Raw genomic sequence first — 17,900 nt, 5'->3', positions numbered from 1 at the left:
TTCCGCACTTGATGCGGAATCCAGAAAATAGATTCCTGCTTCCGCAGGAATGACAACTATGAATAAAAAAATACTAAAACAAGCCTTTTCACATCTTTGTACAGCAAAGGCAATGACTGAATTGTACGAAGAGAATTTTAAAGTAGTCTCAAAGTATGTGCATGCAACTTCTAGGGGGCACGAAGTTATTCAGATAGCCTTAGGAATGCAATTACTCCCTCAAGATTATGTTTTTCCTTACTATCGTGACGATTCCATTTTATTATCGATTGGGATGCAGCCTTATGATTTGATGTTGCAGATTTTGGCAAAACGAGATGATCCGTTTTCTGGAGGGCGTACTTATTATTCGCATCCGAGTCTTAAGGACGCTGATAAGCCAAAAATACCGCATCAATCTTCTGCAACTGGCATGCAAGCCATTCCCGCAACTGGTGTTGCTATGGGCATGCAATATTTAGAAAAACAAGGCTTAAAAAATTCTGTTTTAGAAGGTGCTTCAATATCAGATGATTTACCAATTACGGTTTGTTCTTTAGGAGATGCATCAGTAACTGAAGGCGAAATTGCAGAAGCATTTCAAATGGCAGCATTAAAGCAAATGCCTATTCTATATCTGGTTCAAGATAATGGTTGGGATATTTCTGCAAACGAAGAAGAAACCCGAGCTCAAAATGCCACTGAATATGCAGCAGGTTTTCATGGATTAGAAGCAATTTCTATAGACGGAACTGATTTTGAAGAAAGTTACAATACTTTACAATCAGTTATTGAAACAATACGAAGAGAGCGTCGTCCTTTCTTAGTTCACGCTAAGGTACCATTACTGAATCATCATACTTCGGGTGTTCGCATGGAATGGTATCGCGATGATCTTGATGAAGCCCGATCTCGTGATCCTTATCCTAAATTAAAAGCGTTACTTATTGAGAATGGATTTTCAGCCAAAGAATTAGAAAAAATAGTAGCTTCCGCTAAAGCGAAAGTAGCTTCGGACTACAAAAAAGCCTTAAAAGCAGAAGATCCGAAACCTGAGGACTTATTTACACATGACTTCGCTACTACTCCAATTACAGAAGAAGTTGGTGTACGATCACCTGAAGGAGGAGAAAAAATAGTAATGGTAGATTGTGCGTTATTTGCTATTGAAGAATTAATGGCGAAACACAAAGAATGTCTACTATACGGACAAGATGTAGGTGGTAGGTTAGGTGGAGTTTTCAGAGAAGCAGCAACTTTAGCACAAAAGTTTGGTGACGACCGTGTGTTTAATACACCTATTCAAGAAGCATTTATTGTAGGCTCTACTGTGGGTATGAGCGCAGTAGGATTAAAACCTATTGTAGAAGTGCAATTTGCTGATTATATCTGGCCAGGTTTGAATCAGTTATTTACCGAGGTAAGTCGTAGTTGCTATCTTTCAAACGGTAAATGGCCAGTTTCGATGATCTTACGTGTGCCTATTGGTGCTTATGGTAGTGGTGGACCTTATCATTCTTCATCGGTAGAAAGTGTAGTAACTAATATTCGCGGAATTAAAATAGCTTACCCAAGTAATGGAGCTGATTTAAAAGGTTTAATGAAAGCGGCATATTATGATCCGAATCCAGTAGTAATTCTCGAACACAAAGGTTTGTATTGGAGTAAAGTTAAGGGCACTAGTGGTGCTACTTCTTTAGAACCAAGTGAAGATTATATACTCCCTTTTGGCAAAGCATGGTTATTGCAAGAAATTTGGCAACAAGAAGCTATAGAAACTGCAACTATTGTGACTTATGGCATGGGAGTGCACTGGGCGTATAATGCAACCAGAGACATGCGAGATCAAATAGAAATTATCGATTTACGTACGCTATTTCCATTAGACGAAGATACCATAATCAAGTCCGTCAAAAAAACAGGAAAATGTTTAGTCGTTACTGAAGAACCTTCTAATAATAGTTTTGCTATGGCCTTAGCGGGAAAAATTCAAGAGGAATGCTTCAAATATTTAGATGCACCCGTTATGACCATTGGTAGTGAAAATATGCCCGCTATTCCTTTAAATTCAACGCTAGAGGAAACGATGATTCCTTCAACCGAAAAGGTAAGGACAAAATTAGATGAGCTACTGAATTACTAATTTTTTGATTTTAGTTTTTTGTATATTTCGATTTAAAATCAACATATGTATACAAAACGAATATTTCCTATTAGAGGAGTCATAAGATGGACCCGACGATACATTTGGTTATTCCTTTTATTAGCTACAATTCCAGTTTTTTTATTCGAAATTTTTCGTTGGAAATGGCTCCATATTCCTTGGTTACCTCTTGGTGTACTTGGTACAGCCGTAGCTTTTATTGTTTCTTTTAAAAATAATGCATCGTACGATCGTTTATGGGAGGCTAGAAAAATCTGGGGAGGTATTGTTAACGCGTCTCGTTCTTGGACAATTATGGTGAAAGATTTTATAACAAATGATCATGCTGAGAAAAAAATATCAGATTTAGAATTACAAAATATTCATAAAGAATTAGTTCACCGACATGTAGCCTGGTTAACAGCTTTACGTTATCAATTGAGAAAGGATAAACCTTGGGAGTCACATTTAAAAAATAGTAAATCCAATAAAGAATTTAGAGAATCACAATTTCTCGTTTGTGAAGATGAAATTCCAATTGAAAACGTCATCAAAGACTATATTTCTGAAAAAGAATATAAAGAACTGTTTGCTAAAGGCAATCAGGCCTCTCAAATATTAGGTATTCAATCTCGTCGTTTACGTGAACTAAAACAACAAGGTTACATTGAAGATTTTCGCCATATGGAAATGAATAGTATGCTTACTGAATTTTACACGTTGCAAGGCAAAAGTGAACGTATTAAAAATTTCCCTTACCCGAGGCAATTCGCTACACTTAATTATATTTTTATGTGGGTTTTTGTTCTCTTAGTCCCTTATGCCATTATGAGTGAATTTCAAGCTATAGGTTTAGAAATAGTAGAATATTTAACTGAAAATCCAGCTTATTTTGAAATTTCTCAGAAAATAGAGTTATTTATCGGAAGGCACTTTGTTTGGTTTTCTATCCCTTTTAGTGCATTGATTGGATGGGTATTCCATACTATGGAGGCTATTGGAGAAAATACTGAGAATCCTTTTGAAGGTGGTCCTAACGATATTCCAATAACAGATATGAGTAGAGGTATTGAAATTGATATCCGCCAACTTATAAACGATACTGATATACCTAAACCTTACGAATGGAAGAATGATATTGTTATGTAGGATTCTATCTTCAGTTTTAGAAATCAAAATATTCTTATCTTTAGCATTCATTAATTACAAAAAATTGAAATCATGAGAAGAAGCGGCGGTTTTAAGATTAGATTACTCATTGGGGCTGGTATTGTCTTATTTTCCCTTTTTAAATATTATTCTAATAGAACGACAAACCCTTATACTGGAGCAAAACAGAGTATTAACATTACTGAGGAACAAGAGATTGCTTTAGGGTTAAAAAGTGCTCCTCAAATGGCACAGCAACATGGTGGATTATATCCAGATCAAGCAGCACAAGATTTAGTAGATAAAATTGGACAAAAATTGGTAAATAATAGTATTGCTAGGCAGACACCTTATCGCTATGATTTCCATTTGCTACGTGACCCGAAAGCTATTAATGCTTTTGCATTACCTGGTGGACAGATATTTATAACTTATGCTCTTTTTTCTAAATTAGAAAATGAAGATCAGTTAGCCGGAGTTCTTGGTCATGAAATTGGCCATGTAGTTGGTCGTCATTCAGCAGCTAGAATGGCAAAACAGGGGTTAACTCAGGGAATCTTATCAGGCGTTATGGTCGGCGGCGGCGGTGAAACTGGGCAAATGGCAGCAATGATTGCTAATGTAGTTAATATGAAGTATGGCCGAGGTGACGAGCTAGAAAGTGATGACCTTGGTGTAAAATTTATGATAGATGCTGGCTATCAGCCTGAAGAAATGGTCGGCGTAATGCAAATCTTAAAAGCAGCTGCAGGTCCAAATCGAGTACCTGAGTTTCAAAGTACACATCCCGATCCTGAAAATCGAATTGAGAAAATTAGAGAAGCTATTCGTAAGTATCGTAAATAATGTGCTATGATGAACAAAGTGAAGATTATTTTTAAATCTCCACTTTGTTCAAAACAACACTAAATATTACTTTCTTTTCTTTCTCTTTTTCTTCTTAGCATCTAATGCTTCAGAAATTAATTTATAGGTGTCATGTGCCTTAGAAATCTTTGCATATTTTAAAGCTGTGTAACCTTTGTCAGATCTTATTTTAAGGTCTGCACCATTAGCAATCAATAATTCAACAATTTCTGTTCTATTGTAGCGAGCTGCATACATTAAAGGAGTCATGCCTTTAGATTTTCTATTAATGTCCGTTCCAGCCACAACCATGCTTTTTACAGCTTCAAAATCTCCCTTAGTAATCAATTTACAAAAAGTACTTACTTCTGTATTATAAGAAGTTGTTACCTCTTCTATTGATACAAAATCATTAGTAGTAGTTAATGGAGCTGCGTTTACAGCGGTTACTAACCCTAAGGCTAACGCTGATGATAAAATTAGTTTTTTCATAATAATTAGGTGTTTAAGTTTATATAGTAAAAGACGAGAATAATACTACTTATGTTACGTGATTTAACACTGTTTAACCCAACTTTAACCTTAACAAAACAAATTGTTAATTATGTTAAAGAAGAATATTTATTGAAGATAAATTAGTCTACGAACTAAGAACAATTTTTAACTTTAGTACTTTTACATCCGAAACTATTTTGAAGTTCTATTTAATGCAAAAAAAAGTTATTCTAATTATTCTTGACGGATGGGGTATTGCAGAAAACCCTGAAGTTTCAGCTATAGACAAAGCTAATACTCCTTTTATTGATTCTTTGTATAAAAAATATCCTAACGCTATTTTAAGAACAGATGGTTTACATGTTGGACTTCCTGAAGGGCAAATGGGTAATAGCGAAGTTGGGCACATGAATCTTGGAGCTGGTCGAATTGTTTATCAAGAGCTTGCAAAAATTAATCTTGCTACAAAAAATGGTAGCCTAGCAAAAGAAAAAGTCTTGCTAGATGCTTTTAATTACGCTAAAAAGAATAATAAAAATGTTCACTTTTTAGGGCTGGTTTCTGACGGGGGTGTACATTCACATATAAATCATTTAAAAGGTTTAATAGAAGCTGCGAATTCAGCTGGTTTACAAAGTTGTGTTCACGCGTTTACAGATGGAAGAGATGTAGATCCAAAATCTGGCAAAGAGTTTATCAAAGATTTGCAAAGTTTTCTGCCCAAGCATAAAAGTAAATTAGCTACTGTTATTGGTCGTTATTATGCCATGGATAGAGACAAGCGTTGGGAACGCGTAAAACTAGCTTATGATTTATTGGTAAATGGAATTGGTAAAGAGTCCTTAGACCCTGTAAAAGCAATTCAAGAAAGCTATGGTGATGGTGTTACCGACGAATTTATTAAACCTATTCTAGTCTTAGATGATAATGGTAATTATACAACCATAAAAAAAGACGATGTTGTTATTTTCTTCAACTTTAGAACAGATAGAGGACGTCAATTAACCGAAGCATTATCTCAAGAAAATTTTCATGAGCAAAATATGCATAAACTCAAGTTGCATTATGTAACCATGACTAATTATGATGATAGTTTTAAAAATATAAAGGTTATCTTTCCTAAAGAAGATCTAAGTGACACATTAGGTGAAGTACTATCCAGGCACGGTAAAAAACAAATTAGAATTGCTGAAACAGAGAAATATCCGCATGTAACATTTTTCTTTTCAGGGGGTCGAGAAAAAGAGTTCGATGGTGAAAAACGTTTACTCTGTCCTTCTCCAAAAGTTGCAACTTACGATATGCAACCAGAGATGAGTGCAAATGATATTACTGAGTCTATTTTACCTGAATTAGAAAAACAAGAAGCTGATTTTATTTGTCTCAACTTTGCAAATACAGATATGGTTGGTCATACAGGTGATTTTGATGCCGCAGTTATTGCTGCTGAGACTGTTGATTCTTGCATAGAAAAAATTATAAACTCCTCTCTAAAAAATGATTACACTGGCATAATCATTGCTGATCATGGCAATAGTGATGTAATGATTAATGGGGACGGTTCACCAAACACAGCACATACGACCAATCCAGTGCCTATAATCTTGATAGATAAAAATATAAAATCAGTAAAAAGTGGTATTTTGGCAAACATTGCTCCTACTATTCTAGAATTGATAGGTGTTGAAAAACCAAAAATAATGAATGAAGATTCTTTATTATGAAAAAACTATTATTAATAATATTCTTATTGCCTTTAGCAATTTCAGCTCAAGAAAAAGAAACGATAACTCAAAATAGAGCTAATCATATAGGTGTTAAAACCAAAAAGGATTTTATAGCTGAACCTCATGTTAAATGGTTTAATGAAAGTTATAATACCTACAACCTAGATAAAAAAATAATAGAAAAATTAGAAAAACATAAAGAAGGTATTAAGATAAAAGCTTTTATGTCTGTTTGGTGTCACGATAGTCATAGAGAAATTCCTCAACTTTATAAAATATTAGAAGCAATTAATTTTGACGAAAATAATTTAGAAATAGTAGCATTAAACAGAGTAAAGAAAACCCCAAATAATCTACAAGAAGGTTTTAATATTAAAAGAACACCTACTCTAATCTTCTATAAAGGCGGTAAAGAAATTGCTCGTTATGTCGAAAAACCTAAAAAAAGTTTAGAGAAAGATTTACTTAAGATTTTTAGTGGAAAATCATACAGTCATTCATACGCCGTAGAATAAACTTTAAAATACTAAATTTGCAAAAATTAAAAAAGGAAGGAATATGTTGCCAAAAGATCATTTGATTATTGCGGTAGATTTTGACGGAACTATTGTAGAAGATGCTTACCCAGAAATTGGTGATCCGAAAATATTTGCATTTGAAACATTAAAAGAATTAAAAAAAGACGGTCACCGTCTTATACTTTGGACTTACAGAAATGGTTCTAAATTACAAGAGGCTGTAGATTTTTGTAAAAAAAATGGCATTGAATTTTATGCAGTAAATAAGAATTATCCTGAAGAAAATTTTGAAGGAAAGGTTAGTAGAAAAATCAATGCAGATATCTTTATAGATGATCGAAACATAGGTGGCATGCTAAGTTGGGGAGAAATTTATCAGAAAATTAAAGGGAGCCCAGCTCCAGCTAGTGCTAACAAAAAAAAGAAGGGTTTTTGGCGTTTTTAATTAGCTAATATGATCAAAACAAAGACTAGAGAAGAAATAGAATTAATGCGCGAAAGTGCTCTAATAGTTTCTAAAACATTGGGTATGCTCGCTAAAGAAGTTCAACCTGGCGTTACTACTTTACGGTTAGATAAATTAGCTGAAGAATTCATTCGAGATCATGATGCTGTACCAGGTTTTTTAGGATTATATGATTTTCCGAATACACTTTGTATGAGCCCAAATGCACAGGTAGTTCACGGTATTCCAAATAATAAGCCACTAGAAAATGGTGACATAATCTCAATAGATTGTGGTACAATTAAGAATAATTTCTATGGTGATCATGCTTATACTTTTGAAGTAGGCGAAGTGGATGAAGAAACTAAAAAATTACTTAGAATTACCAAAGAAAGTTTATATGTTGGCATTCGTGAATATAAAGCTGGTAATCGCGTTGGTGATGTAGGCTTTGCAATTCAAAATTATTGTGAAGCTCACGGTTATGGTGTAGTTCGTGAATTAGTTGGTCACGGATTAGGTAGAAAAATGCACGAAGATCCAGAAATGCCTAATTATGGCAGGCGAGGACAAGGTAAAAAATTTAAAGAAGGAATGGTCGTTGCTATAGAGCCTATGATCAATCAAGGTACTCATAAAATCAAACAACTCAAAGATGGTTGGACGATATTAACCCTTGACGGGAAACCATCAGCGCATTTTGAACACGATGTGGCCATTGTTAATGGAAAGCCTGAACTTCTTTCTACATTTGCTTATATCTATGAAGCTTTAGGTATTAAAAGTGATGAAGAGAAAGAATTTCGTCAAACAGAATTAGCGCTATAAAATGTTTAAAGATATAACCACAATATCGTCTAAAGAAATAATTAAAGGAATTAGAGCTCGCTTTGTACATGCTGAAAACTTTACTTTAGGCTTTGTCTCACTTGATGAAGGTGCTGTATTACCAGAACATTCTCATATACACGAACAGACTAGTCAAGTGATGGAAGGTGAACTAGAAATGACCATTGAAGGCGAAACAACCATTTTAAAACCTGGTATGATCGCAATCATTCCGAGCAATGCGAAGCATAGTGCTAAAGCTTTAACCGATTGCAAAATAGCTGATACTTTTTGTCCTGTTCGTGAAGATTATAAATAGTATTCTTTGAAACTATTTAAATACATACTCAATACTATTCCGCGCCCTTTTTTAATTAAAATTAGTTACTGGGTACGTCCATTATTAGCATTTTACTTAAAAGGATCAAACTATACAGATCCTATAGATGGTAAAAGTTTTCGAAAATTTTTACCCTACGGATATGCTACTCAACGACCAAATGTATTATCACCTAGTACACTTTCTTTAGAAAGGCATCGTTTACTTTGGCTTTATCTTAAAAATGAAACAGATTTTTTTGATACTTCTAACTCAAAGAAAGTATTACACATGGCTCCAGAGCAATGTTTTTTAGATCGTTTTAAAAAGTTAAATCATATTGATCTAATTACAGCAGATCTCTATTCGCCTATTGTTGATGTAAAAGCAGATATATGTCACCTTCCTTTTAAGGATAATGAGTTTGATATTATCTTTTGTAATCATGTTTTAGAACATATTGAAGATGATACTAAAGCTATGCAAGAGCTTTATAGAGTATTAAAAAAGGGTGGTTTTGGTATATTTCAAATTCCGCAAGATTATTCAAGAGAAACTACTTACGAAGATTTTAGTATTACATCTCCTGAAGAACGCGCAAAACATTTTGGGCAATATGATCATGTACGTGTATATGGCGATGATTACTTTGATCGATTACGATCAGTTGGGTTTAAAGTAAATGAGGTAAATTATTCTAAAGAATTATCTGAAAAAGAAATTGACAAGTATCGTTTGATGAAAAATGAGATTTTACCAGTTTGCCTCAAGTAAGTTCGTTATAGTTCTTTCAAATCATCTGAGTGAATCCAACCAACTTTACCATCGGCAATTTTAATTTTTCTCCAATCGTCTAAATCTTCTAGCAATTGTACTTTGGTACCTTCGTGTAATTCAAAACTTACTTCACTAGAATTCGCAGGTGCGCTCCTCACTTCAGTTTGTTGAACAAAAATAATAGCTGACTTGTCTCGCTGTACATAATCATAATTACTATAAGCAAAGACAACAAATATTAAAACCAATACTGCACTCACAATACTTGAAACAAAGTAAAAGCGTTTATAATTTGAACTGTAAGAAAAATGATATAATAAAAATAAAACAGCAAATAAAATAGATAAAACAACAGCGATCCAAGCCCAAGTATTATAAGTTAACTTTTGAATAATTCCCTCAGAAAATCGCTGCCCAATGGTTTTAGGTAAAGCTTCAATATTATCTATTGCCATTCTTTTAGCAAAACCAAGATTATATTTAGCATCGGAGTTTATAGGGTTTAATTTCAAGACTTTTTCGTAGTAATAAATAGCTGGAGCAACTTGATTCATCTTATAATATGCATTTGCCATATTATAATACAAATCATCTGATTGTAATTCTTTCTCTTCAATTTGCTTATAAACTGTTAAGGCTTCACTATATTTTTCTTGCTGATATAATTTGTTAGCTTGGGTAAACAAACTATCTACTTCTTGTCCATTTAGAAAGCTAGAAAAAATCAGAAATGTTATGATTAAGATGTTCTTCATATTAAACTAACGATACTCTTTATAACTGTTTATCAATTTTAGTGATTACTCCTTTTGCTTTATTATAGTCTTCTTGCATCATTACATTTGTTGTTGGTGTGTAACGTGCGTAATCGCAATTATCTAAAACTTTTAAAAATTCTATGATTGTAGATTGATCGACGGATCTATCTCTTAGTATTTCTGAAATCTTATCCTGACTAATATCTGTTGTTTCAACCTGTAATTTTGCCTTTAAGTAATTATGCAGTGCTTTTTCTAAAGCCACATAAAATTCTTCTTTATTACCTAATTGCTTTTTTGCTTCAAACAAATATTTTCGAGCCAAGCGATCAGCTTTCCTTCGCTTATTTCCTACTATATCGCTATCGCGTTCTCGTTTTTTCTTTCCTATAAAAATTCCTAAAGGAATCGAAAACAGTGGTAAAATCAATAACGCATAAAAGAGGTTAGATCCAAAAAAATCATCTTTCTTCTTGGTAGACTCAAAAGTAGCGTTGTTACTAATGTACCTTATATCATTACCAGAACTAACAACATCTCTTTTAACAGAAGTCGTATTTTCTTCAGCTGTTGGAGTTTTACCCTGTGGAACATCTAAGACAATCGCATCTGATGTAATGGTCTTATAAATTTTGTCTTTTATACTAAAATAAGAGAATGAAACTGGCGGAATTTTATATTTACCTCTAAATTGTGGCACAACAGTATATTGGTCATAAACTTTACCGCTCAATCCGTTAAGGTTAGTTCTAATACTTTCTTTATGCTCAGGCTCATAACGTTCCAATCCGTTTGGCGTTTCAATACTGGGTAAATCAATGAGTTTAAGGTTTCCTTTGCCTGAAACTTGTACCTTAATTTGAGCAGATTCATTAGCTCTTAAAAGATCCTTGCTAGTTGTAACCATAAAGTCGAAATCACCAACTGCGCCAGAAAAATCTATAGGTTTTCCGTCTAAAGGAAGTGATTTAACATTAATCGTTCTTTTCCCCGTAGAAACAGTATAATTTGTGTTTTTAGTGATCATGTTACCAAAAAGATCTCTACGACCAATCGGTACTCCAGCAGCAATTTCCATCTCCATAGGATCAATGGTCAATTTTCCAGATTTTTGAGGAATTAATACTGTTTTCTTAACTATAACATAACGAACTTGTTTCCCTTGATATCTACCATCTTTAGCTCCTAACCCATTAACTTCTATATTCTGATTCCAAAAACCATTAAATGTTGGTGACTCGATTTCTCGTGTATTACGCACGGAGACACTGTTTACATCTACATACAATTTATAAACCAAAGAAATACTTTCGCCAACGAATGGGTTGGAATTAGAAACTTCAGCAACTAGGTGAATATTTTGCGACGCTACGTAACGTGGATCATTAGGATCTTTAGGAATTTCGACAGCTTTAGTTACTGTAACTTTTACAGGATTTGTTCCTAATGTTTTACCGTTATATTTAGCAGTAGCCGATTGTATAGTATATGTTCCTTGTTTTTTTGGTTCTAAAGTATAGCTATAAGATTGTTCAAAGGATTGTTTGCCATTTACATACGAAAAATTGGTAGATGTCATTGGGCCTGCAATTACTTTAAAATTTTTAAAATTTGGCGGTTTAAAATCATCTACACCTTGCTTATTAATAGAAAACGTAATACGCAAGCGTTCGTTTAGACCAAGTCTATTTTTGCTCACCTTTGCATTAAATTCCACGTCTTGCGCAAAAATAAGTGGAGTAAAAAATAATAGTAGTATTACTGCATAAACATTCTTCATTATCTATTCTTTTTAAACACGCCAAGGTGGGTTTTTTCGATATGTACCACCGTTAAAAATAATTATTTGATTATTATCAGCGTCTTTTAATCTTGCTTCTCGCCAACCCCATGGTTTGTCATTTGGTAATTCGTCAAATTGCAATCCTTTAACTACCAAATTTTCAACTGTTTTATCTAAGTCTTCATCTTCAAAATAAATAGATGGTCCTTCACCTTTGGGCAAATTTTCAACTAAATGAATCGAAAAGGTTGAATCTCCATCTGGACATTCAAAACGAACATAGCGCGGCAACGCATCAACTATAAGTTTTAACCCCAAGGTTTTGTAAAACTCAGTTGATTTATACACATCTAATGATGGTATTGTTACCTGATTTAAATTCATTACCAGTCTTTTTCTTGTTTTATTTTTCGCCCCTTAGCCTTTTTGGCATTGATCTTCTTTTGCGTTTTATTCTCTTCATTATTCATTGCCTCTAACAACTGCTTAATTTGTTGTTGAGACAATTTATTTTGCTGTGGCTTCTGCTGCTGTTCTTGTTTTTTCTTATCCTTTTCTCCTTCGTTCTTGTTTTGATCTTTGTTGTCGTCTCCTTTTTTGTCTTTATCCTTATCTCCTTGGTCGTTCTTATCTTTATTTTGGTCTTTATTATCCTTTTTGTCTTTATCTTCTTTATCCTTGTTGTTCTTGTCTTTATTATTTTTATCGTCTTTTTTATTATCAGCTTCCTTTTTTCTTAGTTTTTGAGCCAATGCTAAATTATAACGTGTTTCATCATCTTTAGAGTTATTCCGCAACGCATTTTTATAGGCCTCTATGGCTTTATCATAATCCTTTTCTTTCATCATCGAATTACCAATGTTATGATAATTCTCAGCTTTAGTCAACTTATCTTCGGTAGTTTTAGTAACCAGGTCATATATTGGTACCGCTTCTTTAAATCTATTTTGCTGATAAATTGCGTTACCCAAATTATAATTAGCTTTTTCGTAATTAGGATTTAGCTCTAAAGCTTTTTTATATTGAACTTCTGCATCTACAAAATTATTCTGATTGTAGAAATCGTTGCCATCCCTAAAAATTTTCTTTTCAGGTTGTTCAGTTGCTGGTTTTTTATTCTTCTGTTGAGCAAAGCCTATTGATGAAATCAACATAAAAATTATAGCAAGTAATCTCATTATTCTATTTTTTTATCATTAAATAAATTCAATTGCTGAATCCATTTTGTCTTTTTATTAAACATTAAAGTATCTAATACTAAAAATAAAATCCCTAAACCTATAAACCATTGAAACTGATCTTTGAAATCTGAAAACTGCTTCGTTTCAAATTCTTTTTTATCAGCAGCTAACAATAATTCATCTATATAATCAACCGTTTTAGCTGTATTATTTCCGTAAAGATATTCACCTTTACCATCTGATGCAATGGTTTTTAGGGTTTTATCGTTCAATTGGGTAATCACCACCTCTCCTTCTCTATCTTTTTTATGGCCTATAAATACACCATCTCTTCTAAGCGGAATAGGATCTCCCTTAGCAGTACCTACACCAATTGTATAAATTTTAATTCCCTCCTCGGTAGTTTCATCTGCAATATATTTAACATTTTCTTCATGATCTTCGCCATCAGAAATTACAAACAGATAACGGTTAGTTTGTTCATCATCATCAAAATAGCTTTTTGCTAATTTCAATGCTTCGTTAATGGCTGTTCCTTGCGAAGACACCATATCTGGGTTCGCGTTTTGAAGAAACATCTTAGCCGCAGCATGATCTGTAGTAATGGGCAATAGAGGATAAGCATTACCAGCATAAATGATAATACCAACACGATCACTACCAAGTTTATCTACAATTTTAGAAATTAACTGTTTAGATTTTTCCAATCTATTGGGTGCTATATCTTCTGCTAGCATACTTCTCGAAACATCTAAAGCAAAAACAATATCAACCCCTTGGCGCTTTACCGTTTTCAATTTTGTCCCCATTTTGGGATTGACAAGTGCGATAATTAAAAAAGATAATGCAGCAGCTATCGTTAAAATTTTTAAAACAGATTTAAAAGCAGAAGTCTCAGGGCTCAATCTTTCTAACAAAGAAATATCAGCAAATTTCTTTTGTTTATTCCGTTTCCATAAAGCAACTAGCAAAAATGCAACTAGTAGCGCAGCAATAGCTACGAAATAGATAAAATATTTTTGTTCTTCTAATTGATACATTATATAAAACTTCTAAATATTGTAAAACGCAATGCCATTTCAAACAATACTAAAAAACCAGCCAATAACACTAAAGGTCTATAACGTTCTTGATAATTATAATACTTAAATTCTTCTATTTCTGTTTTTTCTAATTTGTTGATTTCATCATAGATAGATGCTAGTTTCTTATTATCTGTAGCTCTAAAATATTCGCCCTCAGTCTCATTTGCAATAAACTTTAGTAAACCTTCATCTATCTCAACAGGTGCGTTTCTAAAAAGTAATCCGCCAGAGGCATCACGTGCATAAGGAAAAAGAGCAGTACCATTGGTTCCGAGTCCAATTGTATAAACCTTAATCCCAAGTTCTTTTGCCAATTCGGTTGCTGTTTTGGGGTCAACAAATCCAGCATTATTTACTCCGTCCGTTAATAAAATAATAACCTTGCTCTTTGCTTTACTTTCTTTCAATCGATTTACTGCAGAACCCAATCCCATGCCAATGGCAGTTCCGCCTTCAAGGTCTCCCCATTTAATTTTACGAACAGTATTTTTTACAATACGTTTATCGCTTGTAATTGGTGTTTGCGTAAAACTTTCACCTGCATAAACCACGATGCCAATTCTATCATTTGGACGCTTATTGATGAAATTATTAGCAACATCTTTTAGAGCTTCGAGACGATTTGGCTTTAGGTCTTTTGCTAGCATACTTGCCGAAACATCTATTGCCATGACAATATCAATACCTCGTGTGGTTTTAGTTCGTTTACTTACCTCTACATTTCTTGGTCTTGCTAGTGCAAGAATCAATCCTGTTAAAGCTAATAAGCGCAATACATATAGTAGTGGTTTTAGTTTTGCTATTATTGATTGCTGGGCAAACCCTTTTGTGCTTGCCATTGTTAACCTGGCAGCATCTTTTTTACGGCTAAAAAAATACCACATCGCTAAAGCTGGTATTAACAATAACAGCCATAATAATTCTGGATTTGTAAATTCTAAATTATTCCACAGCTTCATCTTCATCTACATTTACTTTAGGATGTAACTCGTCTATTATTTCACCTGCACTATTTCTATGTAATTCAATATCGTTTGCAAGTGGTTTAAACTTGGCAAACTTCACTAAATCAGCATCTTTTAATAAATTATTTAATTTATCTACTGTCTCTTTTGGAATGTTTAATGAACTTGAAGTATTGAAATCTCCAATAGTTTCCATTAATTCATCGGTTGTTGATTCTAAGGCTGGAATCTTCAATTCGCGTTCTATATATGTTCTTACAATATCAGTAAGCTCTACATAATACTGTTTGATCTTATTCTTCTGCCATAACTGTTTGCCATCTAATTCATTCAACCTTTGTAATGCCAATTGATATGGTGGTATTCGAGCTTCGATTTCCTCAATAGTTTCTTTCTTTCTGAAAACAAAATATAAGATAATTGCTATAAGTAGTAAAGCTCCTAATAACCACCATAAATATTTTTTAAAGTCCTCAAAAGTATAAGGTTCATTTTGAATTGCCTTTATAGGAAACATAGCCTGTTTTGTTGTATCAACAGCCACAGTTGTAACCTCTATAATTAGAGAATCTGTTAAATATTCTTGTGTCCAAATTAATATACGTTGTTCCGGTATTTTATATCTACCACTATCAAAACTAGTTAGTACATATTTTTTAATTAATTTTTCTTTTAAAGTATCTATTGGTAAAGATTCAACTACTTCTACTCTACCTAAACTATCTAATTGTAATTCCGGAAATACAACTCCTTTATCCGCATTTTCTACAGTAATTTGATAATTGATACTCTCGCCAATTCTAATTTTTGTAGTGTCTACTTCGGCTTTGACTTTAGGTAAATCTTGTGCAAAGCTTATAAAGCTGAAAAAGAAGGTTATATGTAGTAAAAATATTTTCATTTAATCTTCGTCGAAACTAAGCTCCTTTACGTTTAAAATAACTGAGTAATTTTTTAACATAGCTTTCATCAATTCTCGTGCTAATTGTTCCTGAACCGCTCCTAGTAAATGTATTTTGATAATAGTCAACAGTTTTTAAATAATGAGCTTTATAATTTGTTCTTACTTGCTTAGAATTTGTATTTACTAAAATAGTTTTGCCAGTTTCTGCGTCTAACATTGGTACCATTCCTAATTTTGGAATCTCTTCTTCATATTTGTCATAGACTCTAATACCTGTTACATCATGCTTTCTACCAACTATTTTTAAAGCGTTATCGTAACCTTCATCCATAAAATCAGACAGTACAAAAACTATTGCCTTCTTTTTCATTACATTCGATAAATACCTTAGAGCCTGTTCAATATTTGTTTTCTTACTTTTCGGTTTAAACTCAATTAATTCTCTAATAATCCTTAAAACATGAGTTTTACCTTTTTTAGGAGGTATAAATAATTCAATGTCATCAGAAAATAATAATAAGCCAACTTTATCATTATTTTGTATGGCAGAAAAAGCTAGTGTTGCGCTTATTTCTGTAATAGTTTCTCGTTTAAATTGCTGTGTGGTACCAAATAGCTCAGAACTACTTACATCTACCATTAATACCATTGTTAACTCACGCTCTTCCTCAAAAACTTTCACATAAGGTTCATTATAGCGAGCAGTAACATTCCAATCAATACTTCTAATATCGTCACCATATTGATACTGACGAACTTCAGAAAAGGTCATACCTCGTCCTTTAAAAGAGCTATGATATTCACCCGAAAATATGTGATCAGACAAGCGACGTGTCTTAATTTCTATTTTACGAACTTTCTTAAGTATTTCTTTGGTATCCATTTTCTTTAATTGTCATTTCGAATCTACGAAATCTTAAATTTGAGTAGTTAAAAGGGTTCCTGATACTTTGGCAGGAATGACAGTAAAGATTAAGGTACTTCTACTTGATTAACAATTTTATTGATAATATCTACTGAAGTTACATTTTCAGCTTCGGCCTCGTAAGTAACACCTATTCTGTGACGTAAAACATCATGAACAACAGCACGTACATCCTCTGGTATTACGTAACCTCTACGCTTAATAAATGCATAACATTTTGAAGCCATTGCCAAATTGATACTACCACGAGGTGAAGCACCAAAACCGATTAGTGGACTTAACTCAGGTAATCTAAAATCTTCGGGGTAGCGTGTTGCAAAAATGATATCAAGTATATATTTCTCTATTTTTTCATCCATATATACTTCTTGAACAGCATTTCTAGCACTTAAAATTTGCTTAAGATCAACTACAGCATTTACTTTTTCGAAACTTCCTCTTAAGTTGTTTCGCATAATTAATTGTTCTTCGGCATGCTTAGGGTAATCAATAACCGTTTTTAACATAAACCTATCAACCTGTGCTTCAGGTAGAGGATACGTTCCTTCTTGTTCAATTGGATTCTGTGTGGCCATAACTAAGAATGGTTGATCTAATTGAAATGATGTATCTCCAATAGTCACCTGATGTTCTTGCATAGCTTCTAACAATGCCGATTGAACCTTAGCAGGAGCACGGTTGATCTCATCAGCTAATACAAAATTTGCAAAAATTGGCCCTTTCTTAATTGAGAAATCATTCTCTTTCATATTATAAATCATGGTACCAACAACATCGGCAGGTAGTAAGTCAGGCGTAAATTGTATTCTACTAAAAGAACCTTTCACGGCCTTAGATAATGTATTAATTGCTAGCGTCTTTGCTAAGCCAGGAACACCTTCTAAAAGTATATGCCCATTGCCCAAAAGACCTATTAATAATCGTTCAACCATATGCTTTTGGCCAACAATTACCTTGTTCATTTCAAGGTTTAATAAATCTACAAAAGCACTTTCTTTTTCTATTTTTTCATTAATCGCTCTAATATCAACGCTTGTAGCTGTTTCTTCCATACTTTTAAAAAAATTTATGCA

The 17,900-nt window shown here is 33.3% G+C and carries 19 protein-coding genes; 9 read left to right on the top strand and 10 right to left on the bottom strand.

Features of this window, described 5'->3' with window-relative positions; genetic code table 11:
• Positions 1-58: 58 nt before the first annotated feature.
• From AC3IF2_RS13025 to AC3IF2_RS13015, 3 genes are all read left to right on the top strand, one after another.
• Positions 59-2,122 (top strand): alpha-ketoacid dehydrogenase subunit alpha/beta, encoded by a 2,064-nt coding sequence (locus AC3IF2_RS13025; RefSeq protein WP_489167952.1) that lies wholly within the window; start codon positions 59-61, stop codon positions 2,120-2,122.
• 45 nt (positions 2,123-2,167) lie between these two features.
• Positions 2,168-3,271 (top strand): bestrophin family protein, encoded by a 1,104-nt coding sequence (locus AC3IF2_RS13020; RefSeq protein WP_489167950.1) that lies wholly within the window; start codon positions 2,168-2,170, stop codon positions 3,269-3,271.
• 72 nt (positions 3,272-3,343) lie between these two features.
• Positions 3,344-4,117: a M48 family metalloprotease gene (locus AC3IF2_RS13015; protein ID WP_489167948.1), complete on the top strand. Its 774-nt coding sequence runs from the start codon at positions 3,344-3,346 to the stop codon at positions 4,115-4,117.
• Between the two features lie 66 nt (positions 4,118-4,183).
• Here the strand turns inward: AC3IF2_RS13015 and AC3IF2_RS13010 are convergent, their stop codons facing one another.
• Positions 4,184-4,609, bottom strand: a complete 426-nt coding sequence (locus AC3IF2_RS13010; RefSeq protein WP_489167946.1) for an ankyrin repeat domain-containing protein — start codon at positions 4,607-4,609, stop codon at positions 4,184-4,186.
• A gap of 215 nt (positions 4,610-4,824) precedes the next feature.
• Between AC3IF2_RS13010 and gpmI the strand changes: the two genes are divergently transcribed.
• Genes gpmI through AC3IF2_RS12980 form a run of 6 tightly spaced genes read left to right on the top strand, consistent with a single transcriptional unit; the run spans position 4,825 to position 9,223 of the window.
• A complete protein-coding gene (gene gpmI / locus AC3IF2_RS13005; protein WP_489167944.1) occupies positions 4,825-6,336 on the top strand; it encodes a 2,3-bisphosphoglycerate-independent phosphoglycerate mutase in 1,512 nt (503 codons plus the stop codon).
• Complete coding sequence (locus tag AC3IF2_RS13000) at positions 6,333-6,854, top strand: thioredoxin family protein (RefSeq protein WP_489167942.1); 522 nt, start codon at positions 6,333-6,335, stop codon at positions 6,852-6,854. Before gpmI ends, AC3IF2_RS13000 begins: the two co-directional genes overlap by 4 nt.
• Before the next feature lie 25 nt (positions 6,855-6,879).
• On the top strand, positions 6,880-7,302 hold the full coding sequence (locus tag AC3IF2_RS12995) for a BT0820 family HAD-type phosphatase (protein WP_489168014.1): 423 nt from the start codon (positions 6,880-6,882) through the stop codon (positions 7,300-7,302).
• A gap of 9 nt (positions 7,303-7,311) precedes the next feature.
• Positions 7,312-8,130, top strand: coding sequence for a type I methionyl aminopeptidase (gene map, locus AC3IF2_RS12990; protein WP_489167941.1), 819 nt, complete (start codon positions 7,312-7,314; stop codon positions 8,128-8,130).
• 1 nt (position 8,131) lies between these two features.
• Positions 8,132-8,449, top strand: coding sequence for a cupin domain-containing protein (locus tag AC3IF2_RS12985; protein WP_489167940.1), 318 nt, complete (start codon positions 8,132-8,134; stop codon positions 8,447-8,449).
• 6 nt (positions 8,450-8,455) lie between these two features.
• Positions 8,456-9,223 (top strand): class I SAM-dependent methyltransferase, encoded by a 768-nt coding sequence (locus tag AC3IF2_RS12980; RefSeq protein WP_489167938.1) that lies wholly within the window; start codon positions 8,456-8,458, stop codon positions 9,221-9,223.
• Between the two features lie 5 nt (positions 9,224-9,228).
• Here AC3IF2_RS12980 and AC3IF2_RS12975 read toward each other — a convergent pair whose 3' ends face one another.
• From AC3IF2_RS12975 to AC3IF2_RS12935, 9 genes are all read right to left on the bottom strand, one after another.
• Positions 9,229-9,981: a tetratricopeptide repeat protein gene (locus AC3IF2_RS12975; protein ID WP_489167936.1), complete on the bottom strand. Its 753-nt coding sequence runs from the start codon at positions 9,979-9,981 to the stop codon at positions 9,229-9,231.
• Between the two features lie 19 nt (positions 9,982-10,000).
• Entirely contained in the window at positions 10,001-11,764 is a 1,764-nt protein-coding gene (locus AC3IF2_RS12970) for a BatD family protein (RefSeq protein WP_489167934.1), read from the bottom strand.
• 12 nt (positions 11,765-11,776) lie between these two features.
• Positions 11,777-12,151 carry a VOC family protein gene (locus tag AC3IF2_RS12965; RefSeq protein ID WP_489167932.1) on the bottom strand — a complete coding sequence of 125 codons (375 nt, stop codon included), beginning with the start codon at positions 12,149-12,151 and terminating at the stop codon, positions 11,777-11,779.
• Entirely contained in the window at positions 12,151-12,945 is a 795-nt protein-coding gene (locus AC3IF2_RS12960; RefSeq protein WP_489167930.1) for a tetratricopeptide repeat protein, read from the bottom strand. The genes AC3IF2_RS12965 and AC3IF2_RS12960 overlap by 1 nt, the downstream gene beginning before the upstream one ends.
• Positions 12,945-13,988, bottom strand: coding sequence for a VWA domain-containing protein (locus tag AC3IF2_RS12955; RefSeq protein ID WP_489167929.1), 1,044 nt, complete (start codon positions 13,986-13,988; stop codon positions 12,945-12,947). The genes AC3IF2_RS12960 and AC3IF2_RS12955 overlap by 1 nt, the downstream gene beginning before the upstream one ends.
• Positions 13,988-14,992: a vWA domain-containing protein gene (locus tag AC3IF2_RS12950; protein WP_489168013.1), complete on the bottom strand. Its 1,005-nt coding sequence runs from the start codon at positions 14,990-14,992 to the stop codon at positions 13,988-13,990. The genes AC3IF2_RS12955 and AC3IF2_RS12950 overlap by 1 nt, the downstream gene beginning before the upstream one ends.
• Positions 14,976-15,899 (bottom strand): hypothetical protein, encoded by a 924-nt coding sequence (locus AC3IF2_RS12945; protein WP_489167927.1) that lies wholly within the window; start codon positions 15,897-15,899, stop codon positions 14,976-14,978. Before AC3IF2_RS12945 ends, AC3IF2_RS12950 begins: the two co-directional genes overlap by 17 nt.
• A gap of 16 nt (positions 15,900-15,915) precedes the next feature.
• Complete coding sequence (locus tag AC3IF2_RS12940) at positions 15,916-16,785, bottom strand: DUF58 domain-containing protein (RefSeq protein ID WP_489167926.1); 870 nt, start codon at positions 16,783-16,785, stop codon at positions 15,916-15,918.
• Between the two features lie 89 nt (positions 16,786-16,874).
• Complete coding sequence (locus AC3IF2_RS12935; RefSeq protein ID WP_489167925.1) at positions 16,875-17,879, bottom strand: AAA family ATPase; 1,005 nt, start codon at positions 17,877-17,879, stop codon at positions 16,875-16,877.
• Between the last annotated feature and the right edge of the window lie 21 nt (positions 17,880-17,900).

The sequence above is a fragment of the Maritimimonas rapanae genome, from assembly GCF_057837205.1.
This window is presented reverse-complemented; position numbering and strand designations above follow the sequence as displayed.